This is a genomic window from Prevotella denticola, assembly GCF_900454835.1.
Lineage (GTDB): Bacteria > Bacteroidota > Bacteroidia > Bacteroidales > Bacteroidaceae > Prevotella > Prevotella denticola.
Genome location: NZ_UGTM01000001.1, coordinates 612,028 through 636,079, shown reverse-complemented (window position 1 = coordinate 636,079; position 24,052 = coordinate 612,028). Strand labels below are relative to the sequence as shown.

The 24,052-nt window shown below is 49.4% G+C and carries 19 protein-coding genes, 1 tRNA gene and 1 other RNA gene; 14 read left to right on the top strand and 7 right to left on the bottom strand.

Annotation, left to right across the window (positions count from 1 at the left end):
• Positions 1-6: 6 nt before the first annotated feature.
• The 3 genes from pepT to DYH27_RS02665 form a co-directional block, all read right to left on the bottom strand.
• Entirely contained in the window at positions 7-1,230 is a 1,224-nt protein-coding gene (pepT, locus tag DYH27_RS02675) for a peptidase T (protein ID WP_025067672.1), read from the bottom strand.
• Positions 1,231-1,326: 96 nt separating this feature from the next.
• Positions 1,327-2,505, bottom strand: a complete 1,179-nt coding sequence (locus DYH27_RS02670) for a dicarboxylate/amino acid:cation symporter (protein ID WP_025067673.1) — start codon at positions 2,503-2,505, stop codon at positions 1,327-1,329.
• A gap of 178 nt (positions 2,506-2,683) precedes the next feature.
• A tRNA-Arg gene (locus tag DYH27_RS02665) sits at positions 2,684-2,757 on the bottom strand.
• Positions 2,758-3,295: 538 nt separating this feature from the next.
• Between DYH27_RS02665 and asnA the strand changes: the two genes are divergently transcribed.
• Positions 3,296-4,333 carry an aspartate--ammonia ligase gene (asnA, locus tag DYH27_RS02660; RefSeq protein ID WP_025067674.1) on the top strand — a complete coding sequence of 346 codons (1,038 nt, stop codon included), beginning with the start codon at positions 3,296-3,298 and terminating at the stop codon, positions 4,331-4,333.
• Between the two features lie 535 nt (positions 4,334-4,868).
• On the opposite strand, the gene DYH27_RS02655 is transcribed toward asnA, so the two are convergent.
• The 3 genes from DYH27_RS02655 to DYH27_RS02645 all read right to left on the bottom strand — a co-directional run bounded on the left by DYH27_RS02655 (position 4,869) and on the right by DYH27_RS02645 (position 9,436).
• Positions 4,869-5,753, bottom strand: a complete 885-nt coding sequence (locus tag DYH27_RS02655; protein ID WP_025067675.1) for a carbon-nitrogen hydrolase — start codon at positions 5,751-5,753, stop codon at positions 4,869-4,871.
• 137 nt (positions 5,754-5,890) lie between these two features.
• Positions 5,891-6,406, bottom strand: a complete 516-nt coding sequence (locus DYH27_RS02650; RefSeq protein WP_025067676.1) for a nitroreductase — start codon at positions 6,404-6,406, stop codon at positions 5,891-5,893.
• A gap of 183 nt (positions 6,407-6,589) precedes the next feature.
• Positions 6,590-9,436, bottom strand: coding sequence for a putative LPS assembly protein LptD (locus tag DYH27_RS02645; protein ID WP_025067677.1), 2,847 nt, complete (start codon positions 9,434-9,436; stop codon positions 6,590-6,592).
• A gap of 549 nt (positions 9,437-9,985) precedes the next feature.
• Between DYH27_RS02645 and DYH27_RS02635 the strand changes: the two genes are divergently transcribed.
• The 3 genes from DYH27_RS02635 to DYH27_RS02625 all read left to right on the top strand — a co-directional run bounded on the left by DYH27_RS02635 (position 9,986) and on the right by DYH27_RS02625 (position 15,607).
• The gene (locus DYH27_RS02635; RefSeq protein WP_244595139.1) at positions 9,986-12,313 is read left to right on the top strand and encodes an outer membrane beta-barrel protein; all 2,328 of its coding nucleotides are present in this window, start codon (positions 9,986-9,988) and stop codon (positions 12,311-12,313) included.
• 122 nt (positions 12,314-12,435) lie between these two features.
• Positions 12,436-13,926, top strand: coding sequence for a hypothetical protein (locus DYH27_RS02630; RefSeq protein ID WP_025067679.1), 1,491 nt, complete (start codon positions 12,436-12,438; stop codon positions 13,924-13,926).
• Between the two features lie 622 nt (positions 13,927-14,548).
• Positions 14,549-15,607, top strand: a complete 1,059-nt coding sequence (locus DYH27_RS02625; protein ID WP_025067680.1) for an agmatine deiminase family protein — start codon at positions 14,549-14,551, stop codon at positions 15,605-15,607.
• 242 nt (positions 15,608-15,849) lie between these two features.
• Here DYH27_RS02625 and DYH27_RS02620 read toward each other — a convergent pair whose 3' ends face one another.
• Entirely contained in the window at positions 15,850-17,211 is a 1,362-nt protein-coding gene (locus DYH27_RS02620; protein WP_025067681.1) for a dipeptidase, read from the bottom strand.
• A 255-nt stretch (positions 17,212-17,466) separates the two neighbouring features.
• Here DYH27_RS02620 and ssrA point away from each other — a divergent pair.
• From ssrA to DYH27_RS02570, 10 genes are all read left to right on the top strand, one after another.
• Positions 17,467-17,866: a transfer-messenger RNA gene (ssrA, locus tag DYH27_RS02615) on the top strand.
• A 343-nt stretch (positions 17,867-18,209) separates the two neighbouring features.
• A complete protein-coding gene (locus tag DYH27_RS02610) occupies positions 18,210-19,496 on the top strand; it encodes a site-specific integrase (protein ID WP_018911100.1) in 1,287 nt (428 codons plus the stop codon).
• Positions 19,497-19,501: 5 nt separating this feature from the next.
• Positions 19,502-19,969, top strand: coding sequence for a DUF1896 domain-containing protein (locus DYH27_RS02605; protein ID WP_025067682.1), 468 nt, complete (start codon positions 19,502-19,504; stop codon positions 19,967-19,969).
• A gap of 140 nt (positions 19,970-20,109) precedes the next feature.
• Complete coding sequence (locus DYH27_RS02600; RefSeq protein WP_025067683.1) at positions 20,110-20,457, top strand: hypothetical protein; 348 nt, start codon at positions 20,110-20,112, stop codon at positions 20,455-20,457.
• Positions 20,458-20,813: 356 nt separating this feature from the next.
• Positions 20,814-21,245 (top strand): hypothetical protein, encoded by a 432-nt coding sequence (locus tag DYH27_RS02595; protein ID WP_004374602.1) that lies wholly within the window; start codon positions 20,814-20,816, stop codon positions 21,243-21,245.
• Between the two features lie 5 nt (positions 21,246-21,250).
• Positions 21,251-21,667 (top strand): PcfK-like family protein, encoded by a 417-nt coding sequence (locus tag DYH27_RS02590; RefSeq protein WP_025067684.1) that lies wholly within the window; start codon positions 21,251-21,253, stop codon positions 21,665-21,667.
• Between the two features lie 12 nt (positions 21,668-21,679).
• Positions 21,680-22,210, top strand: coding sequence for an antirestriction protein ArdA (locus DYH27_RS02585; protein ID WP_025066637.1), 531 nt, complete (start codon positions 21,680-21,682; stop codon positions 22,208-22,210).
• Positions 22,211-22,227: 17 nt separating this feature from the next.
• Positions 22,228-23,499 (top strand): PcfJ domain-containing protein, encoded by a 1,272-nt coding sequence (locus DYH27_RS02580; protein WP_025066638.1) that lies wholly within the window; start codon positions 22,228-22,230, stop codon positions 23,497-23,499.
• 23 nt (positions 23,500-23,522) lie between these two features.
• Positions 23,523-23,777 carry a hypothetical protein gene (locus DYH27_RS02575; protein ID WP_025066639.1) on the top strand — a complete coding sequence of 85 codons (255 nt, stop codon included), beginning with the start codon at positions 23,523-23,525 and terminating at the stop codon, positions 23,775-23,777.
• A gap of 4 nt (positions 23,778-23,781) precedes the next feature.
• Positions 23,782-24,000 (top strand): hypothetical protein, encoded by a 219-nt coding sequence (locus DYH27_RS02570; protein ID WP_025066640.1) that lies wholly within the window; start codon positions 23,782-23,784, stop codon positions 23,998-24,000.
• The last annotated feature ends 52 nt before the right edge of the window (positions 24,001-24,052 follow it).

Sequence of the window (24,052 nt, the reverse complement as noted above, 5' to 3'; positions counted from 1 at the left end):
GGAATATCAATCATTAAACTCTGCCGTCAGCCGGCAGATATTGATGATAACCTGCATGGCTTTTTCCATGACCTGCACCGAGACGAACTCATAAGGGCCGTGGAAGTTGACTCCGCCGGCAAAGATGTTCGGACAGGGAAGCCCCTTGAACGAAAGCTGTGCACCGTCCGTACCGCCACGGATCGGCTGCACCTTAGGAGCGACATTGGCCTGCTGCATGGCACGGAGAACCAGCTCCACGACGTGCATATTGGGGTCGATCTTCTCCTTCATATTATAATACTGATCGTTCATTTTCAGCTCGACAGTCCCTTCGCCGTACTTTTCATTCATCTTCTTCACACAGTTCTCCATGAAGTGCTTCCGTTCTTCGAAATGGTCGCGGTCGTGGTCGCGGATGATATAGCTGAGCCTTGCTTCCTCGCAGCGGCTGTCAATGCCGAGGAGGTGGTAAAAGCCCTGGTAGCCTTCTGTCTGCTCCGGAATCTCCTCTGCCGGAATCATATCATTGAACTCACATGCCAGACGGCTCGCATTCACCATCTTTCCCTTGGCATAACCTGTATGGACACTCACACCATGGATCAGCACCTTCGCACCGGCCGCATTGAAATTCTCGTATTCCAGCTCACCCAAGTCGCCACCGTCAATGGTGTATCCCCATTCACAGCCGAACTTCTCCACATCGAAGTGATGGGCACCCTTGCCGATTTCTTCGTCCGGATTGAATGCGATGCGTATGTCACCATGTTCTATCTCATCATGATCGCGGAGGAAGCACATCGCCTGTACAATCTCGGCGATACCGGCCTTGTCGTCAGCCCCCAGCAGCGTGGTACCGTCAGTGACGATGAGGTCTTCTCCTTTGTGCTCCAGCAGTTCCGGAAACATACGCGGAGAACTGACTACGTCAGGATTCAGCTGTATGTCCCCCCCGTCATAATCCTTGATGACACGGGCCTTGATATTGGCACCGCTGGCATCGAGCGCCGTGTCGTAATGGGAGATGAAACCGATTGTAGGAATCTTCTTCTTGGTATTGGCAGGGAGCGTGGCATAGATGTACCCCATCTCGTCCATCTCGACTTCCTTCATTCCTTCATGTTCAAGTTCCTCCTTGAGATATTTCGCAAAGACCAGCTGCTTCGGTGTACTGGGCACGGTCTGGGAATCTTCAGCCGACTGTGTGTCAAACTTGGTGTAGTTGATAAATCTTTCTACTATTTCCATGATGTTACGGATATTTAGTTGTCTGTCCTGCAAAGATACGATTTAATTCTGAGAAAGCCTAATGAAGGGACATCAGCCGTCTCTTTTTATGATTTCTTATAGTCCTGATGCTTTCCTGCCGAAGAACTTGTCTACGGCAATGGCAATGGCGCCGTCGCCTGTCACGTTGCAGGCTGTCCCGAAGCTGTCCATGGCAATGTACAGCGCAATCATCAATGCCTGTGCCTCGTCGTCAAAGCCCAGAATGCTCGACAGGGGAGCCAAGGCTGCCATGATGGCACCGCCCGGGACACCGGGGGCCGCCACCATGATAATGGCAAGCATGAGGATGAAGTAAACGAAGAGACCTGTATTGTGCGGCAGACCTGTCAACAGGCAGATTGTCAAGGCACACGCCGTAATCTTCATTGCGCTGCCGCTAAGATGGATCGTAGCGCAGAGCGGGACGACAAAGCCGGCCACCTCCTTGCTTACGCCGTTCTTCTCGGTCTGCTTCAATGTCACTGGGATGGTCGCTGCCGATGAGCTGGTCCCCAATGCCGTCAGATAGGCGGGCAGCATCGTCCACAGCATCCGGAAGGGATTGCGCCTGACAATGCCACCGGCAATACAGAACTCATAGACGAGGATGAAGACGTGCAGTACGAGGATGACGAGGATAATCTGTGAGAACACCAGCAGTACCTGCCGTGCCTGCCCATTGTGGGTCATGTTGAGGAACACGCCGAATATATAAAGAGGCAGGAGCGGGATGATGGCTTTCTCGATGACCTTTTCAATGACCGTCTTGAACTCATTGAAAAGGTTTTCCATCGTGCGCAAGCCACCGTAAGCAATGCTGAGACCTACGATGAACGAAAATACCAGACTGCTCATCACGTCGATCATGGCCGGTATGGTGATGGAGAAGTAAGGTGCCAGTTCGGTTGCCTTGTCTATATGCGGCATACTGCCGCCCGTCGAAGCAATCATCGAAGGAAACAGCCATGTCCCTGTCGCATAGGACAGACCGCCGGCCACTATCGTGTCGACATAGGCAATCGCTACCGTAGCCAGCAGCAACTTCCCTGCGTCCTTTCCGATACCGGCAATGGCGGGAGTCACCAGCCCGATAATGATCAGCGGTATCATGAAACCGAGGAACTGGCTGAAGATGCCGTTGAAGGTAAGGAATATCCTTACTGCGGGTGCGGGAAGATAATAGCCCAGGAACAGCCCGAGAAGTATGGCTATGATGACGCGTGGGAGCAGTCCGATCTTGAGTTTCTTTTCCATGTTCTTTTGTTTTAGAAGGCACACAATCTGCCAGGCAGACCGGTTTGTTGAAACGAAAAAAGGATGAACAGTAAAAAACCATACATCCTTTATTGACAATCTGTAATTCTTTCGGGGGCGACCCGCCTCTATCCCTTCGCATTAGAGGATTTCTTCCAGAGGAAGTCCTGCCCTTTAGTGACTCCGCAGGGATTCAAACCCTGGACCTTCAGAACCGGAATCTGACACTCTATTCAGCTGAGCTACGGAGCCTAATAGCGGTGCAAAGATACGGTAAAGTTTGCAGAACACCAAACGAACAGCCAATATTCTTGCAAAAGATTTTGAAATCGACAGCTCGCTGACAGCCCGTCGTCTCATCTTCAAATACTGCTTATCAAGTTTGAAAAAGACCGCAATCCGTTTGTTCCCAATCGGTTGGGAACAGGTTTCCCAGCCGTTGGGAACTAAAGTACCAGGCTTTGGGGACAGAATCCCCAACCGGTCGGGAACAACATAAGCTGCAGTTTAATGTTTTACGGACTTCCACCACCTTATCTGTCAGCAAGCCATACGACAAGTCACCGGCCACAGGCATGAAGGGACTTGCCGCCCCTCTTGAGGCAAGGAAAGACTTATAGGGTGAACCTGCAAAAGATGGTTTATCTTTTATCACAAAGTGTCTGAAGAAGACGTTTTCCGTATTATTTTGAAAAGTTCTTCAAGCATATTGTTTTCAATATGACGATTATTCTATAACTTTGCAGACAATTACACCGACTGACAAACAGATTAACAGAAAGGATCAAGAATGAGTCGACTGATAAAGCCGGAAGGCTATAAAGCAGTACTTGGCAAACACCAGACCGAACAGGGAATCAAACTGATAAAAGAGTTCTTCCAGCAGAATTTAGCAACCGAACTGCGGCTGAGCCGTGTCACGGCACCGCTCTTCGTACTGAAAGGCCTGGGCATCAACGACGACCTGAACGGTGTCGAACGTCCTGTCTCCTTTCCCATCAAGGATATGGGAGAAGCACAGGCAGAAGTGGTACACTCGCTGGCGAAATGGAAACGGCTGACGCTGGCCGACTACGAGATACAACCGGGCTATGGCATTTATACCGACATGAATGCCATTCGTGCCGATGAGGAATTGGACAACCTCCATTCGCTCTATGTAGACCAGTGGGACTGGGAAGCGGTCATTACAGAAGACGACAGAACACGAGCCTTTCTGGAACGTGTCGTCCGCCGTATCTATGCAGCCATTCTCCGTACGGAATTTCTTGCCTGCGAAACCTATCCCGATCTGGAACCGTTCCTTCCGGAAGAGATACATTTCATTCATGCACAGGAACTGCTGGACAAATATCCTACGATGACCGCCAAGGAACGCGAGGATGCCATAAGCAGAGAATATGGTGCTGTATTCATCGAAGGAATCGGATGCAAGCTAAGCAACGGGGAGAAGCATGACGGGCGTGCAGCCGATTACGACGACTGGTCTACAGTGGCAGAAGACAGGAAAATGGGGCTGAATGGCGACATTCTCATCTGGTATCCCGTTCTCGGGCACAGTATCGAACTGTCGTCCATGGGCATCCGTGTAGACAAGTCTGCACTGCTCCGGCAACTGGACCTTGAAGGACAGGAGGAGCGTAAGCACCTTTTCTTCCATCAGCAGCTGCTTACCGGAAAGCTGCCGTTGAGCATCGGCGGCGGCATCGGGCAGAGCCGTCTTTGCATGATCATGCTGCACAAGGCACATATCGGAGAGATACAGGCCAGCATCTGGCCGGAAGAGATGAGAGTAGAGTGCGAGGAAGCGGGGATGGAATTGATATGATGCCTCCCCCCAACCCCTCTCCGAATGGAGAGGGGGAGTAAATACCGTGATGTCCCTGGAAGCTAACCGTAACTTTCCATGTATCAGCAACCGCTACCTTAACAGTACACCGGCAACCGTGTCCTTCCCATTCCTAAATTAACAGTACACCGGCGGCCGTTCTCTTGTTATCATACCGGCAGCTACTCTCTTGTCATCAGACTGGCAGCTGTTATCTTGCCATCATAGCGGCAATCGTTATCTATTCTATTTTCCTAATAAAATCTTGAAAACTACAAGCGATACGTTTCACTGAATGTATATAAATACGATTCACTGCTTGGAGATTATACGAAAAAAGGCAGCAGACAGTACGTTTCACTGAAAGTATATAAATACGGTTCACTGCCTGACGATTATACTCCCTAAAGACATCAGACGGTACATTTCACTGAAAGTATTATACGATTCACTGCTTGGAGATTATACCATCTAAAGGCAGCAGACGGTACATTTCACTCCCCTCTCCATTCGGAGAGGGGCCGGGGGTGAGGCTTCAGTCAATAAACCTTTTTGTTATCGCACCATATTCTTCGATCCGTCTGTCCCGAAGGAAAGGCCACCAACGGCGTACCTGTTCACTGTGGTCAAGGTTGATACTGACGACGACACTTTCCTCCTTGCCTTCACTGGCGCGATAAAGCAGTTCGCCCTGTGGCCCGACAGCGAAACTGCTGCCCCAGAACTGAATGCCGCCAGTCTGCCCGCTCGGATCCGGCTCATAGCCGACACGGTTGACGGCGACGACCGGCAGTCCGTTTGCTACGGCATGACCCCGCATGACGGTTGTCCATGCCTCACGCTGGCGTTGTTTCTCCTCGTCCGTATCGCTGATTTCATAGCCGATGGCAGTAGGATAAACGAGTATTTCCGCTCCCTGCAAAGCCATCAGCCGGGCTGCCTCAGGATACCACTGGTCCCAACAGACAAGCACGCCCAGCCGTCCCACACTCGTGTCGACAGGATGAAAACCGAGGTCGCCCGGCGTGAAGTAGAACTTCTCATAGTAGGCCGGATCATCCGGGATGTGCATCTTCCGATACCTGCCGGCTATGCTGCCGTCCTTCTCTATTACCACCGCCGTATTGTGATACAGGCCTGCCGCCCGCCTCTCAAAGAGAGATGTCACAAGAACGACCCCCAGCCTGCGTGCCAGTCCACCATAGAAGTCTGTCGACGGACCGGGGACGGGCTCGGCAAGGTCAAAGTTGCAGACATCCTCCGTCTGGCAGAAATAGAGCGAGTTGTGCAGTTCCTGCAGGACAATGAGTTCTGCACCACGGTGCGCAAGATCGGCAATGCCCTCCGCCAGCCGTTCCATATTTGTTCTTGTGTCTGCAACATTGTGCTGTTGCAGGATTCCTATCTTCAGTTCTTTCATAAGAAGCCTCCTTCCCCTACCCTCCGCCTTAGTATGGAAGCAAAGAGGAAGTTCCCATACCGAGGACATCAGGGATTGTATTGTTGTTTATCTTAAAGTGTCCCTTTCTCCAGGCCAAACCGGCTATCCGTCATAGTTCACTTCACATAATACACACGTCCCGATTTGCGTGGAGCCGCCTTTCCCTCCTTTGCAGCAAAGCCGAGGATGCAGAAGCCTATGCCTTCATAGTCGCCCTTTACTCCACACTCCTCCAGCATCTGTCTGCCGTCTGCACGGTCAAAAGTCTCCCTGGCACGGTTGATCCAGCAGCTTCCCAGACCGACGGCATGGGCTGCATTCATCAGATTGCCCATCATCAACGCACCGTCATAGACATAGTTTGGACTGCTTTTATCGGCCAGAACAGCAAGGACAACAGGGGCACCATAGAATGGATCGGCTGTTGTACCCATAATCTCGGCATTGATGACCGAGAGACGTTTGCGTACCTCTTTGTTCGTCACTTCCACGATGATGGCCGTCTGCATATTCTTTCCACTTGCAGCATAAAGACCGGCTTCCATCACCTTGTCAATCAGTTCCTGTGCCGGCATACGGTCTTCATAGGCACGTATGCTGCGGCGTGTCAGCAATGTTTCTAATGTTTCCATCGTCGTATTTTTTAGTTTTTGAGAATCAGAGAGAGGAGGTGTATGCGGCTGTCCATCGCATTCCCGAATCCGGACAAGAGACCGAAGTCGGCGTGCAGCCCCCGGGACATTTCAGCAACAGGCGTTCAAAGGGGGGACTCTGCCTGCTCCGGACGTACCAGACAACCCCCTTTCCTTTCCAGATCAATACCACTGGACGGCATTGCTGATGCCGCTCCGCTTGTCATACTTCAGCGCATCCGTCAGCGTCGAGGCATTGCAACGGAAGGTAAAGTTATACGATGTATATGGTGCCAGCACCACCGACGCGCTCATATTGAAGCAATGAAGGTCGCGCGACAGACTGGCCGTAGTCATGCTCATGGCATGGTTTTCGAAGTCGTAGCCGCTGGAGAAGTTGATGTTCCAGCCGTCACTGATGCGGATGTTCCCCGAGAAGTTCAGCGTCTGCGTGAACTTATAAGGATAACGCATCGTCTTGGTATTGAACCGTCCGGCCGTATTCTCACGCATCGTGATGCCATAGCCGATTGTCAGCGACCACGGCATATTGAAGCGCATATAACCGTTGTCGTCCGTCTCGGCAATGTTGCCGCGCTTCTTCTTTGCCGCATACTTCCCCTTTTCAAGGTCGTCATCCATATTGGATTCAATGTCCGTATCAAGACCGTCACTGTCTCCCTCCACCTTGTCATCCTCCTTGTCATCCTTATGTCCGAACCACTTCTTCAGTTTTTCCGGATTCAAAGTAAACGAGAAATTCTGCGACATTCCCTGGAAGCGGGGCAGCCGGCCATAACCCCATTCCGTATGGTTGCCGACATAAGGTTTGCCGTTGGCATCGAGCTCGTAAGCATAGGTGGCAAACTGCGCATTCATGGAGAAGGTATAGTTCTTCCACCACTTCAGACGCAGGCGCACGCTGAGGTCGCTCCAGCGATGGTAGTCGGCAGCGGCATTGTACGACATGCTCGCTCCCAGCTCGTCGATGATGCTTATCTTCCTGAAGCCCGTAGAGTCCTTGTCACTCTTGACCTTCATCTCGATGTTGTTGCTTACGTCCCAACTGATCATCTCGGTCTTGTACTTCCCGGGGACGCTGTACAATTCATCCTGATAAGGCGAGTACTCAACGAGTTTCACGTTACCGCTGGCATCCGTGTACTGGTAACTGTCATAATAACCATAACGGCGTGCGCCGAAATTAGGTGAATAGGAAAACGATATCTGCGGCGTGATGACATGGCGGATAGCCTGGATCTTATCACCAAAGAGTTTCCTGCTCGGTGTCCAGAATCCATACAGCTTCGTGCTGGCTCCCACGCTCATGCTCCAGTTATACACGTTGTGGAAGCCGTATGTGGTATCTGTCACGACCTCCTTCTGTTTTACATTGTCCCATCCCCGCAGCACTTTCTTAGAATACATACGGTCCGTAAAGTTGAACGACGGTGTGACATTGATGTAATTGAACACGGTGAAGTTCGCCTGCACAGGGATTGTATGCTGAAAGGCATTCTTCCAGTCCTTGAAAAGGTTGGCATGCAGCAGCCTGTCTTCCTTGGTGGAGATGGAATTGGACAGCTGGCCGGTATAACTCATTGAAATCTTCTCATACCACCGTTCCTTGCCCACAGCGTGCTTGCGCTTGAACGGATAGAAACGGCTCAGACTGATGTTCAAGTCAGGAAGCGTCATCTGGATAGTCGAGTCGCGCATATTCTGTGCCAGATTGGTCGTAGCACTCAAGGAGAGGCCTATACTTGAGAAATTCGTGCTCCAGCTGACGGACGATGTACGGGTAGACTGCGTAAGCGTCTGCGGATTGTACATGCTGTTGAGGTTATTGCGTTCATAGCTCGACGTGGCGAAGTTCACGCTTGCCGCCAGCGAACTGTAGGGGTTAGCCTTGGGATCCTGCCGGTGGCTCCACTGTATCTTGAAGCTCTCCTGCTCCGTGAAGTCCGGCAGTCCCTTGTCGCCGGTCTTCGAATCCTGGTAACTGAAGAGGAACGAGCCGGAATACCGGTAGCGTTTCCGGTAGTTGCTGGCTGCCGAAACGCCCCACGACCCCTTGGTGTAAATCTCCCCCAGGAGCTTCAGGTCCCACTTATCGCTGATGGCGAAATAATAACCGCCGTCGCGCAGATAGAACCCGCGGTCGTTCTCATCACCGTAGTTCGGCATGATGAAGCCACTCGAATATTTCTTCGAAAAAGGGAAGAACCCGTAGGGGATTGCCAACGGAAGGGGGACGTCGGCCACGACCAGATAGGCCGGACCGAAGACGACATCCTTGCCCGGACGCACCTTGGCACGCGAGAGGGCGATGTAGAAGTCGGGGTGAGGATCATCACAGGTGGTGTAGCGGCCATGCTGCAAATAGATGACACCCGAAGAGTCGCGCTTGCCCACCTCACCACTGAGGAAGCCGTCCTGCTGCTCGGTATAGACCCCTTTGATCAGGCCTTTTTTCGACTTGAAGTTGAAGGCCATCGTATCGCTCTTGTACTCGTCCTTGCCCATCGTGAAGAGCGGTTTCCCCTTTATGCCGTCTTCCTCCGCCGAGTCGGCCGTTCCCGTGGCGCGCACCGTACTGCTGTCAAGGTTCATGAAGACCTTGTCGCTCGCAAGCTTCATGTTCTCATAATCCACCTTCGCATTGCCATACAGAAAGGCCGTTCCCGTGGCCGCATCGTAGACGAGGGAGTCGTCAGCCGAGTACTTTACCGGTGCATCGATGCCGTTCGAGCGTGCCCGCATCATACTGTCGGCACGGATGGAGTCGTCGATGGCCTTATTATGATGGTAGATCGCCAGCTGGAGAGAATCCATCTTCGTGGTATCTGGAATATGCCTGCCGCCTTCCTTGTCCGTTCCTGTCCCCTGTCCCTGCAGCAGACTGTCAACCACAATCGTGCTGGCTTTTGCTTTCCGGGCTTTCTTACCCTTCGGAACAGGCATATTGACACTTGCCATCGCACAGACGATGGCAAACGACAGAAGGAGTATAATGCTCTTATTTCTCATTGCCTAAATAACGTGCAAAAATACTCAAATAATGCCGAAAACAACTACCATTACGCTATTTTAACGTTTTCGGGAAATCCCTCCATCCTTTCTAAAACCCGTCGACCAAGTTTAGAAGCAAGACAAAAAGCAGTCAACCAAAAACATTCAACTACACTTGCGTTGATTTCCCGATGTATCGGGAACGCTGTTCCCAACGGCTGGGAATCCTATTCCCGACAGCTGGGAATGCAGTTCCCAGACGGTCGGGAATGTTTCCGCTTCCACTCACAATAGTACAGCCTGCTGTGTCACGCTTATCCATACATTGCACAAGCACAGACAAGAATGAGCTTCCCTCTGATGAAAGAAAAAGAGATTCCTTGACTGGCCACACATATAATCCGGATTTATTTCGTAAATTTGCAGACGATACAAACCTATCAGATAAAAACCAAATTAATACAAACCGAAACTGAACTTATATCGATGACAAATCTACAGACCAAATGTTCCGCTTCATTTTCTCTGTTGATCATGGGCCTGCTGCTACTTCATACGTCGCATGCCATGGCTCAACAGAATGTTACTTTTCACATCCAGCAGCAGACAAAAGAGCCTGTTGACGCTGCAACGCTTATCATTACCGACCAGAAAACAGGCAAAGTCGTTGCCAATGGACTGACGGAAGCAGACGGAAAACTAAGCTACCAGCTCACGGACGGCAGTTACCAGCTGTATTGCGGAGCCATCGGATGCCGTGACACCACGGTTCTCTTCTCCATTCCCGACAACAACGACACTTATAACATCTACCTGCGCCCTGACGGAACAGAGCTGGAGAACGTTGTTGTTACAGCCCGCAAACGACACCCGTTGATAAAGATGGAAAGCGGAAAGATAAGCATTTCCGTAGCCCAGTCTTATCTTGCCAACCTTGGCAATTCCTTAGATGTTCTGCGCCATACACCCAGTGTGAGACTTGACAGCAAAGGGAATCTGTCGCTTTCTGCCCTCGGCAGTGCTACTGTCTATGTGAACGGAAAGCGCATACGGCTGCAAGGTGAAGCTCTTACTGCCTATCTGCGTGCTATCCCGTCTTCCAATATCGCCAGCATAACCACCTCCACCCATCCCGATGCCAGTTACGACTCGGAAGGAGCAGGCGGTATTATCGACATCACACTGAAGAACAACAACGAACGAGGACTCTATATCGCCACCTCTCATGGTGTCGCCTTCTGGAACCACCTGCGCCAGAGTTCTGATTTCAGCATGGCTTACAACAGTCGGACATGGCAGCTGGGCATCAATTACAGCCACAACATCGGGCACTATGACATGGAGTATGGCACTGACAGGATACAGGACGGCGACCGCAACTTCTCGGAGACCGACGATACCGACAAGCGTAACACCTACGCTGGCGGACTGGCTTTTGTCTTCCAGCCCAGCAAACGACACAAGCTGACGCTGAACGCATCTATTGACGCTCTGACGGGTCCGGGAGTTACGGCAACCACTACATGGATATATAAAGGTAGGGAAACGCTCCATGAAATATTGAAGGCAAGAAACGACTATACCAAACAGGAGAATACAAAATATACGACGGGCATAGGCTATCAGTTTGCCATCACAGAACAGCAAAGCATCGCTGCAAATGCCGACTGGATTCACGTTGACGGATTGAGCAGGAACCAGCAGCCCAATGCGTTCTACTCATCTGACGGAAAGCTGCTGCGGGAAGACAACTACCCGGCTGAAAACAAGAAAACTATCAACATCCTGTCGTCAACAATAGACTACAGATTGAAGAACAACCGTGGCGGAGAACTGATGGCAGGTGTCAAGGCTGCCAAGGTGGAAAGCCGTAACCGGTTCGGCTTCTATGCAAAAGGTGTGCTTGACCTCACAAGGTCAAACAGGTTTACCTATCAAGAGGAAAACCTTGAAGGCTACCTGCAATATGCTCGGCAGTGGAAGCGTTTGCAGGCTTCTGCAGGCTTGCGGGTTGAATATATGCAGACTGTAGGGACATTGAAATCCTATCAGGACGGAACAGTGATGGAAGAGAACAAGAACTGTCACACAAGGTTCTTTCCCAACCTCTCCGTCAGTTACGACCTCAACAACAGTTCAAAGCTCACACTCGCCTACAGCAAACGACAGGACAAGCCGCGATATGAAGACCTCAACCCCTTTGAATATCTGCTGGACGAGCTGACCTACTGGAAAGGAAATCCGTTTATCCAGCCGCAGATAGGCCATAAGATTTCATTAGGCTATACCAAGAACAACCTTAGCCTTACCCTCTCCTACAACCAGCTGAACGACTATTTCACACAACTTCCCGATGCTTACAAGAAGAACAGCATTGTCATGACGACCAAAAACATCGGCAGGCAGAAGCAGCTGGCACTTGACCTTATCTATAACAGACGCCTCGCATCATGGTGGGACATCAGTACAAACATCGGTGCCTGCTACTTTGTCAACCACCTTGACTACGAAACCTACAGAGAAGATTATCGTCGTCCATCGTGCAATCTTACCCTTTCAAACGACATACAACTGCCTGCAAAGATACGTATGGAGCTGTCTGCTAAATATGTAAGCAAGCGTCAAGGCAGGAGTTATGAGGTGCTCAAGCCAAGCGGAAGCATAGACATCGGACTGAGCAGACGGCTGCTCCGTGACCGCCTCTCACTGTCCTTGATGGTTACCGACCTCTTCCACACGGAACGTTGGGACAGTTACGGACGCAAGGGAGCATTGCAGTTGGACATCTGGGGGCACAGCGAAAGCCGACAGGTACTCTTCCGTGTACACTATAACTTCGGAAGCAGAAAGTTTGAAACAGACAAGAACCGGGTGAAGGAGGCGGAACGACTGTAGGAGCCTCCCTCAAGACAGACCTGGCAGACACCGGGGACTCCATTCACCGGAAACACGGACATCAGACATAAAATCCATATCTCTACGGACAAATTCAACAACATCAAAATCAAACAAGTAAAATGAGAAAAACAGTATTAGGCCTCATCGCCAGCTTCATGGTGCTTTCCGCACACGCCCAGGATCTGAAAATCAAGAAAGGAGAGGTATTACTTGACGGAACACCAGTAGCACTTGTAAAAGAAGAGAAAAGAGTCTGCGACCTGTCTACGCCTGATGGGAAAAAGGTGTTCACATTCTTCATTACGAACAGGACAAAACAAGGCGTCAGCACACCGGAAGACTGGCTCCAGTTCACATCGCCCGAAGGCGCAGTCTTTGAACTGCAGAACCCGAAAGACAGGATTGTTCTGTCCAACACAAAGTACTTTGTCTACAAGCTGTTAGACAGCAAGCCCCAGCTCATCGCCGGCAGCGGCATCAACCAATCCGCCATTGCCGACCTCTTCGGGCAAGGCTCACGTCCGTTCTCTGCAAAATGGGACAGCATCTATACCGTAGTCAAAAAGATGGAGAAAGCTGATGAGGACTTCACCGCACAGCATCCTTTCTCCATCAACGACAACGGCGACATCATCATCAACAAAGAGATGGTGGGAAAGGTGCTTGTCAATAACCCTTCATTAGGGAAAAGAAACTATTATATCAAGGACCGTGTGGGTAATCAGATAGCCGAGATCAAGCTCGAATCGTGGAGCAGCAGCGAGAACTTCAGCAATATAACGACCTGTGATGACAGGAAACTTCCCTTCCTGCAATACAAGACGGCACCCCAGCTCTCCGAGAACGAGATGGTACGCCGCATGGTATCCAAACTGCTTGCCAACGGCTATGCACTGGGAGACATGACGGAGAACATCAAGCTGCGACTGGCCAACAAGGCAAAAGCAGAAGAACAGCAGGCTGCCGACGAAGAACGACAGCTGGTGAAAGAGGCCAGGGAGGCTTCCGTGAACATCTATAATGTGCCTGGCAAGGTGGTACTTGCCGACGGTACGACACATGAGGGCAGCATCACCATCGTCTATGAATCCATTGAAAAGAAGATGGGCAAAGGGACCAGTGGCATCCTCGACCTTGACGCTCCGGCAATGGGATCAGCCGTAACACTGACGCACAACGATGCGAACGGCAAGACCGAACAGAAGTTCAAGGCTGCCGACAACGTAACCGTCTATGCAGGCGGCAAGACCTACATCGGCGTAAAAGGATCGAAAGACGGTGTGCTGACGAATGCCGGCGGCAGTGGTTCCATCAATATCGGGACACGCCACCCACAGTTCTTTGAGGTACGCTTTACCGACGGAAAGGGCAACTACATCCTGGAACATCCATTGGATAAAGACGAGCTTTATCTGAAGCTGAAGGACAGAAAGGAAGCTATCTATCTTGGCGACAAAGCTTTGTTGGGCACACGGAGCGCAAAGACAAGGACAAAACTGACAGCAGAATATCTGAACCGTCCAGATATGGATGCCTCCAAATATGACACCCGGACACTGGAAGGGCTGCGGCAGCTGATTGCCGATTACGATGCAGCCGGCAACAAGTAAGCCCTCCGCAAACGAAAATCGGACCGGAATCCACAGGGACTCCGATCCGATTTCTCTTTATATTCTCTCAAACTTTACTTTCTTTCTAAACTCTTAGCGTAAGGAATGAGCGTGCTGCCGGCTTATGCCAGACAAGTTGCACGACCCATATTGTACTCACTGATGACGTTTGTCAGATAGTTGAACAGCTTACGCATAACGCTTGCTTTCTTGATTCTCTCTTTCATAACGTTTTCCTTTCTTTTCTTGTTAAACAATCTTTTTACTTGTGTCTGCCTATTGAGACTGAAGCCCTTTCAGTGGCCACCTCTTGTTATCCTGATGAGGTGCCGGTTCTTTTGTTTTGTGTTTGCAAAGTTAGTGTACTTCCCGGCTCTGCACAAAGAAAACTGCTTTTTTACCTTGATTTTTGGGCAAAAGTTGACTTCCGTCAAAGCTGTTGACACATATCAAACGACAGAATTGACTTACATCAACTCTCCTGGTTGACTTACATCAAGCCGCACTGTCTGCTTGATCATATCGTCCACCTCCCAAAGAACCAGATTCTACATATAAGACTACAATAACAAAATGGAGGCTGGAAGATACGTATCACGTTTTCTTTTCTTACCTTTGCACCATGAACACAAACAGACATCACGGTTTCAGGCTGCCTGCAGAATGGGAACCGCAAAGCAGCGTCATGCTGATATGGCCGCACGAAGACACCGACTGGCGGCCTTACCTGAAAGAGATTACCGAGGTTTATCTCCAGATGGCGGATGCCATTACACGCCATGAGGCCTTGCTCATCACGACACGAAACACAGAACAGGTGCGCACCTTACTGGCAGAAAGACTGACAGAGAGACAGATGAGGCGGGTAACCCTCTTCGCCTGTGACAGCAATGACACGTGGGCACGAGACGTTGCTCCCATCTCCCTCGTATCGGATGCGCAGCCCAAGGGCAGCTTCCAGCCCATCCACCTGCTCGACTTCTGTTTCAACGGATGGGGCGGGAAGTTTGCAGCCGAGAAGGACAACGGTATCAACCGGCAGGTTTATGAAGCAGGACTCTTCCACGGTACACTGGAAAATCACAAGGACTTTGTGCTGGAGGGCGGTTCGATAGAAAGCGACGGAGACCATACGCTCTTTACGACAACCGGCTGCCTGACAGCTGCACACCGCAATCAGCCACTCACAAAAGAGGATATTGACAGACGGCTGCGCCTGCTCTTCCCGAATGTGGAACATGTCGTCTGGCTGGACCACGGTCAGCTGGCAGGCGATGACACCGACGGACATATTGATACCATCGTGCGGATTGCTCCGGATGAAACCTTATTATATATAGGGTGTGACGACAAGGAGGATGAGCACTACGAGGATTTCCACCTCTTGGAGGAGCAGTTGAAACGACTCCGCACACTTGACGGAAATCCTTACCGGCTGCTCCGGCTGCCGATGACGGATGCTGTCTACGATGACGGCGAGCGTCTGCCGGCGACATACGCCAACTTCCTTGTCATCAACGGGGCCGTACTCGTACCCACATACCATCAGCCCGAAAAGGACAAGGCTGCATTAGAAACCATACAGGAGGCGTTCCCCGGCCGGGAGATTATCGGTATCGACAGCCGTACAATCATAAGGCAGCATGGCTCAATACACTGTCTGACGATGCAACTGCCTTGACATCAGCCGATGCAAAAAACATACAATCTGGTAAAGGAAACGCCCTCGTCTGTCCACGATACAGATTGTCTGTCGGACAAACGAGAGCATCTATTCCTCGTGCTTACCAATCACTGGCTTTTTGCATACATATTCCCTCTTTCAATTCCACATCTGAAGAGAGACTTTTCTTCGCTGACTTTTTCTTGAGGGACCTTGTGGGCCGTCCCCATGGAACAGCAGGCAAGACGGCAAAACTACACTTACGCTTCCTTATCGTACTCGAGGTGAAAATTGATAAGGGTCTCGATGCCTTTCAGCCAGAGGTCAACTGGCATATTCTCGTTCGGCGAGTGGATGGCATTCGACTCCAGACCAAAACCCATAAGAACACTCTTCGCACCGAGCATCTTCTCAAAGGTAGAGATGATGGGGATGCTTCCACCGATACGGACTGGTAACGGACGTTTGCCGAAGACAGCCTCAAAGCCACGCTCCGCAGCCTTGTAGGCCGGGAAGTCGATCGGACAGACGTAGCCGTAACCGCCATGGTGTTTCTCCACTTTCACGGTAACGGTGTCGGGAGCGACACAGTTGAAGTAGTCGATTACCAGTTGACTGATCTTGTTGTGGTCCTGATGTGGGACAAGACGGGACGAAATCTTGGCATATGCCTTTGATGGAATGACGGTCTTGGCACCGTCACCAGTGTAACCGCCCCAAATACCGCAGACATCGAATGACGGACGATAGCCTGTACGTTCTATCGTACTGTAACCTTTCTCACCAAAGAGGGCCTTTACACCGATAGACTCCTTGTACGCTTCTTCATCGAAAGGAATCGATGCAACGAGCTTGCGTTCCTCATCGGAAGCCTCCTCCACATCATCGTAGAAACCAGGAATACGGATCTTCCCGTCAGGTCCCGTCACATCGGCAAGCAGCTTGCAGAGGACATTGATCGGATTGGCAACAGCCCCTCCGAACGTCCCGGAATGGAGGTCATGGTCGGGCCCTGTCACCTCAATCTGCCAATAGGACAGACCCCGCAGCCCCGTTGTGATGGAGGGGACATCAGGACTGATAATACCCGTGTCGGACACGAGTATCACGTCACACTTCAGCAGTTCCCTGTGTGCTTCGATGAACGGGCCGAGACTTCCGGAGCCGATTTCCTCCTCACCTTCAAAGATAAACTTCACATTATGCTTCAGCAGGTTGTGCTTGTTGACATACTCGAAAGCCTTCGCCTGCATGAACGACTGCCCCTTGTCATCATCGGCACCGCGTGCCCAGATATGGCCGTCTTTCACGACAGGCTCGAAAGGTTCAGTCTTCCACAGCTCGAAAGGCTCGGCCGGCATCACGTCATAATGCCCGTAAACCAATACCGTCTTTGCCTTCGGATCGACCATCCGCTCGGCATAAACCATCGGATTACCCTCTGACGGCATCACCTCTGCCTTATCGACACCTGCCTCAAGCAGCAGTTCCTTCCACCGTTCGGCACAGCGCACCATGTCCTCCTTATGAGCCGGTTGCGCACTTACGCTGGGTATGCGTATCAGACTGAACAGCTCCTCGAGCATCCTGTCTTTGTTCTCTTCTACATAGTTCTTGATCATAGTGATTTGATTGTTGATTTTCGTAATGTTCGCAAATATAAGCATGATTTATGACTTCTGCAAGTTTTTCCATGGTTTTTTATTCCCGCCTGGTTGGCTGGCACGGAAAGAGCAATTAACACCATAATGCAAGCGAAAAAGCACAAAAAAGTTTGGCAGTTCCATAAAGTCTTGTTAAATTTGCAGACCAGTTCTATCTGAATCGGCAAGGAACAATGGGCATTTTCGCCTCTCAAGTTTCCTCAATATCATTATGGGCTTGTTTGGATTTGACGGCAAGACGAAATGGTACGTAAGCACGCGGAGCGTCGTTAGTTTGCTCCTAAATATCAGCTATCAACAAATTAATTGGCGAAAACAATTACGCTCTCGCTGCCTAACCGAAGTACAGTAGGTTACTGGCTTTATCCGGCTATCAGATAGCTGGACGAGACATCGCTCCGAGGATGTTGTTCCGAATCCGGAGGTCAAGCGATGCAGGACAATCGGAAATAGTCTGTGTACGCCTCGCTGCACAGATGAAGACTTAGAGGATAAGATGCCGGTTGGTGGTCCAGGTCTTGCCGGCATACGAAAACCGAAGGCTGGAATAAACGTGTAGAAAGCGTATGGTTTCCTTGTGCGGACGTGGGTTCGACTCCCACCAGCTCCACTTTACGTACTCTGAACAAGAGAAAAACAAAAAATGATTAAATCAGATAATCGCCGTAACTTCAACGAGTTACGGCGATTATTCGTTTATATACTTCCCTGCTTGGGAGTACATACAGATACCGCCGAAACGCTCAAAATACTCCCAACTGGCTACAATATGGCTACAGAAAAAATCGACTTTGTAAAATTGTAGCCACTGATACCGTACAGAGTACACACAGATACCGCATACTTCATTGTTATTCAAAGAATTATGTCGAACTTTGCAGCTGTAAAAATAACGCGTAACTCACCCTTAAACGGGTCGAAAGCACGATTTACTTCTGCACTAAAAACTTGTAAGTATGAAGAGTATTTTCAGAACAAGCTTCTATCTGCGAAGCAATTATTTGAACAAAGAAGGAAAAGCATCGGTTATGATGCGTATCCATCTTAATGGAGAAAGAATGGCACTCGGCACAACAGGCGTTAGTGTTGATCCCGAAATGTGGGATAGCACACTGGGTAAAGTACGGGGACGAACCAAGGAGGCTTTGGCTACCAACGCACAACTGACGAGCATCAGCACAGACCTTCAGATGATATTCCAACGATTGGAGTTCTCAGAAGAACTCAGCCTTGAACGCATCAAATCGGAATATCTTGGTAAACGTGAGGATATGGAGACCGTTCTTTCATTGTTTACCAAATATAATAATGATATGTATGCACAGATTGGCTGTGGAGTTACCAAAGCCAATTATCGCAAGTTTGACATCTGCAAGCGTCACTTCGCCAAGTTCATTCAAGAGAAGTATGCACGCACAGACCTCAATATTATTGAACTAACCCCGATTGTCATTCACGATTTCGATGTCTATCTCAAGACGGTGGTTGGACAGAGCTTTAACACGGCCATCAAGACCTTAAAGACTTTCAAGACGGTTATCATATTTGGTCGAAAGGCTGGAGTGTTTAATCACGACCCATTCCTCAATATCCACTTCAAGACCAAAAGAGTTGATCGTGGCTTTTTGACAGACGAAGAAGTGGATACCATCATGCACAAGGAATTTGCAACGCAGCGATTGGTAAATGTTCGCGACATCTTCTTGTTCTCTTGCTTTACAGGACTTGCTTACGTTGATGTAGCCAACCTTACTCCTGACAATATCATAACGATGGACGGCAAGCAGTGGATCGTAACGGCACGTCAGAAAACTGATACGTTAAGCCATATCCTTCTTCTCGATATTCCTAAGATGATTATCAAGAAGTATGAGGGCAAAGCAAAGAATGGTAGATTGATACCCATTCTCAGCAACCAGCGTATGAACTCTTATTTGAAAGAGATAGCCGATGTTTGCGGTATCAACAAGAACCTGACCTTTCACATGGCCCGGCACACCTTTGCCACGATGATGCTCACCAAGGGTGTTCCAGTAGAATCAGTGTCCAAGATGTTAGGACACACAAGCATAACTACAACTCAGCTTTATGCCCGCATAACGAACAAGAAGATTGAGAATGATATGCTTGCCGTATCCAAGAAATTGGATAAGTTCGACTTCGCAAGTGCTCCGCCTGCAAAGGCGACCAAGCGACGTTATACCAAAAAGAGTGATACACCTATTATAATAACAAATCATTAAGACTTATGGCAACAACAAAGAAAGAGCTTTCTTACTTCCGTTTGAAGTTAGAAGCATATCTCGGAGAGCATTTTCCAGAGAGAGTGAATGACAATGCGTTTGTAACCGCTCGAGCAGACGAGGCTCTGACGGCTTACTGCGATGCCGTGGCGCAAGGTTTCTCCTACCCCGAAGCAGAGACGATGGCAAGCGAGGTGCTGTACCACAACCTGCATTTCTCAAAGTATGATACCCTTGTTTCCCTGCTGGAGCAGGAGTTTGAGAAGGAGCTGCCAAGTCCGCTTCCCGAAAGGTTAGCACTAATTTTACTGAACAACAAGGCTATTCAAGCGGTATTTGCCAGGTACGAACTTACGGACGACTTTGCGGCAGATACAGAATACGACAAACTGTACACCGAGCTGACCGGTACCATCGTGCTGCTCATCGAGGTCAATGGTCTACCAACGATAGGCGGTGAGAACATGACTTGATACTTCACCATCGGGGGCTTTTGTAGTGTCAAGAGCCAAGATAAACGCTCCACTCCACACGTCAAGAGTTTTGCAAACACTTGTCTTTGTGTAGTGTGCGCATCTTGTTATCGCTCTTGAAACTATTAAAAGTCCCGATTATGAATACAATCATCATGAATCAAGACGTTCACACACCCGCCTTCATCAAGGCAGACGCATCGAACAAAACCGATAATATCAAACAGCAGCCGACTTCTCCCAAGCAAGTCCGCCACTTCGGTTGGACACGCTTCATCGAACTCACCGTTCTGCTTTCCATCGTTATCGGTGCAGTTTACCTCATTTCGAAGATCGTTACGCCGCAAGTCGTAACCGCCGTTTCAGTTATTCTCGGTTTCCTGATACTACGCTTCATTGTCAGAGTTATTCTGCAAGTAACCTTTACAATCCTGCGTTGGCTGTTCTGGCTTGCCGTCATCGTGGCAATCCTGCTCTGTGTGCTCTAAGGCACAAGGAAAGATCTTCTTCGATTCATTCTTCTTTATGGGTGGTTATCTCGATTGAGGTAGCCACCTTTTTCATTTTCCATACCGGCGTTGCACTTTCGCTTCTAAATTCCATCTATTCCACTTTGATGTGCCATAAGTCGGTGCTGATTTCTTTTTATTCGCAAAGGTAGTAAGGGGCTACGGCTTGCACAAGGTCTGTGCCTTTGGTTTGCACGGAAAATCTCCACACCTACATTTCATTTCGGGTAGTATTTTCCTGCAAAACCTTGTGCCGGCTGCGCCCCCTACCTTCTTATTGCTACAAAAAGGAATCAGCATACTCCGATCTTTGGACGCATAAAAAAAATGTCATTATGGAACAGCAAAAAGTAAATATCACATCTTCGATGAAAGAAAAAGGATATAGCTCCTCCTCTCATTACCGCATAAGTTCGGTGGTTGATGAAAGTGAGCGTTTGGTGGCAACTAAGTTTGTGCAGTGGGACGTTGAGCCGTTGGACAGACTGAGTGGCAGTAAGGTGTATCTCCTACGTTTGAAACTCAATCGTGGGGAGCGAATGAGCCGTGAGGAAAAGAATTGGCTTGCCGAAGCGGTGAACACCAACACCTATTTCCGCACAGCCGTTCCCCTAATGGGTTATCGGTTTGACTTTATGGACGTATTGAAGAAGTATTTGGTCAATCAATACGGACATTGGTCAGAGTATTATGCACCCGACCGCACCAGCCTAAGAAGTTTCCTTTGCGGACAGATAAACCAAATTGTAGAAATCCCTAAATACTAAGCGATATGAAAGGAACAGAACATTTTACGAGAGCAATAGCCGAGTATCTCAATCAGCGTGCAGCGACAGACCCTTTGTTTGCTCCCAACTTGATGAAGCCTAACAAGAGCATCGAGGAGTGTGTAACCTACATCTTGAACCAAGTGCAGGCGAGTGGCTGCAATGGATTTGAGGACGATGAAATCTACTCAATGGCAGTCCACTACTATGACGAGGACGAAATCGAGGTGGGTAAGGCTATCACTTGCAGAGTGGCAGTAAACCATATTGTGGAACTCACGGAGGAGGAGAAAGCCGAAGCACGGCAGGAAGCCATCAAGCAGTACCAACGCGAGGAACTTGCCAAGATACAGAGCCGTAACGCAAGACCACAAAAGAGAGAAACGGCAGAGGTTGCACAACCTTCATTGTTTGACTTCTAAAAAGCAAAGACTATGGAACGATACGATTTAAGCGAAGCACGCATCTATGTAGGCACTTACGCCAAGTACAACGAAGGCTCACTAAGAGGTAAGTGGATAGACCTTTCAGAGTGTTACGACCAAGACGAGTTTATGGAAGTATGCCACGAACTCCACCAAGACGAGGAAGAACCCGAATTGATGTTCCAAGATTGGGGGAACATACCCGAAGAACTCATTGACGAGGGGCATTTGGATAGCAACTTCTTTGAACTGAGGGACGAGTTGGAGAATTTGGACGGTATGAATGTGAGTGCCTTTTGGATATGGGTAGAGAATACCGGCAAGGATTTAACCGAGTCCGTCTATTACCTAATGAGACAATTCAATTCCGCTTTTGTAGGCAGATATGTGAACAAAGAAGAGTTTGCAAGGGAAATAGTAAGTATGGAACACGAACTATCCGAGTTTGCAGAACGATATTTCGATTATGACAAATATGCGGACGAACTCTTTGACGAGGGGTATTGGTTTGAGAGTGGATATGTATTCCGTGACGAGTAAAACAAGGAGGACAGAAAATGAAACCAAGAAATAAATTTCAGAAGCAAGTGGCGGAGTTGGCTATCCAACTCCCCACCATTACCGACAAGCAAAGTCAGTGGGCATATACGCACCTTTTTGAGCATATTGCCAAGCGCAACACGAAAGGCGAACACACTTGTTTGGAGTGTGGACACCAATGGACGGACACACGGCATAAAGGCAAGACCACCATTTGCCCCCATTGCGGAACGAAACTCACCATACATACAGAACGTCAGAGGGTATCTAGAGATATTGCATACTATTGCGTACTTACCACCTTCAAAGGCTACCAAGTGATACGTTACTTCTATATGGAGGTGTACCGCAAGCAAGGGCAACCGATAAGACGATTTTGTTCTGAGGTGGTTGAGCGTTGGATGGCACCCAACGGCAAAAGCGCAGTATTGGCACGACTTCGCCCGATGAGTTGTTGGTATGATACGTGGCAGTTTGGCAGTAAGTTGGAAATCCGTCCCGACAAACTATTGTACGACATACTCCCACACGGCATTTACCCACGTTATGGAGTGATGAAAGACATTAGGCGCAACGGATTTAAGGGAGCGTTCCACGACCTTACCCCCTTTGAGTTGTTCCATTCCATTCTTACGGACAACAAGGCGGAAACCTTATTGAAGTCTGGACAAATCTCCCTACTTCGCCACTTCATTAGGGACAGATATGCCAAGATTGACAAGTATTGGGCATCTATCCGTATCTGTTTGCGCAACAGCTACCAAGTGGAGGACGGCAATTTGTGGTGCGATATGGTTGATACGCTTGCGACACTCAACAAGGACATACGCAGTCCGAAGTACGTTTGCCCCACCGACCTAAGAGCAGCACACGACCATTACCAAGCCAAGCGCAGAGCGATGAAAGAACGTGAGAACATTATCAAGAAGCGTAAGGAAGCAATGGAAGCCGAACAAGAGTACAAGCAACTCAAAGCAAAATTCTTTGGCATAGAGTTTACGGACGGCATTATCCGCATCCACGTTTTGGAGAGTGTGCAGGAGCATTTGGAGGAAGGCACAGCAATGCACCATTGCGTATATGATGCACGCTATTACAGCAAACCGCAGTCGCTTATCTTTTCTGCCACAAAGGACGGAGAGCGCATCGAGACCATCGAGGTATCATTGGAAACTATGAAAGTGGTGCAAAGTCGTGGCGTGTGCAACAAGAACACCGAGTACCACGAGCAGATACTCGCCTTGATGCAGAAGAATATGAGAACGATAGCGCAGAGAGCAACCGCATAACACAATCCATAAAACAAAGCAATATGAAAGTACAGATAGAAGGCATTATTCGCAGTTGGGCAGACGAAATCCCCAACATCATCGTGAGAGTAATCAATGCCATAAGCATAGCTGAGAACAAGGAGGAGTTGCAGACCGCACTCCTCCAAATCTCCCAAGAAACGGAACTTGACAAGTTTTTTGTCTATGGTTACGGTGCACATCATTTTTGGCTAACCCACCGTTGGCTATCGAATGGCGAGCCAATGGAACACAGATTACTAATCGCTGAATTTTGAAAATATGGAAAGGAAAGTTTATAGAGTACGCACGCAATACGTTTTTGAAGGAGTATTTGAGGTAGCAGCCACAGACCGAGAAGAAGCCGAGCGGAAAATCCTTGAAGATTGTGGAATGGTGATGGGCAGAGGAATACACAGCACACTGCCCGATGAACAAATCAATTGGGCTTTTAATACCCACCCCGAAGAGCGGATAATTGAAACAACTGAAAAGCCCTAACATAATGAGCCACGCAACCTCAAAATTGCGTGGCTTCTTTTCTTTTTCTTTG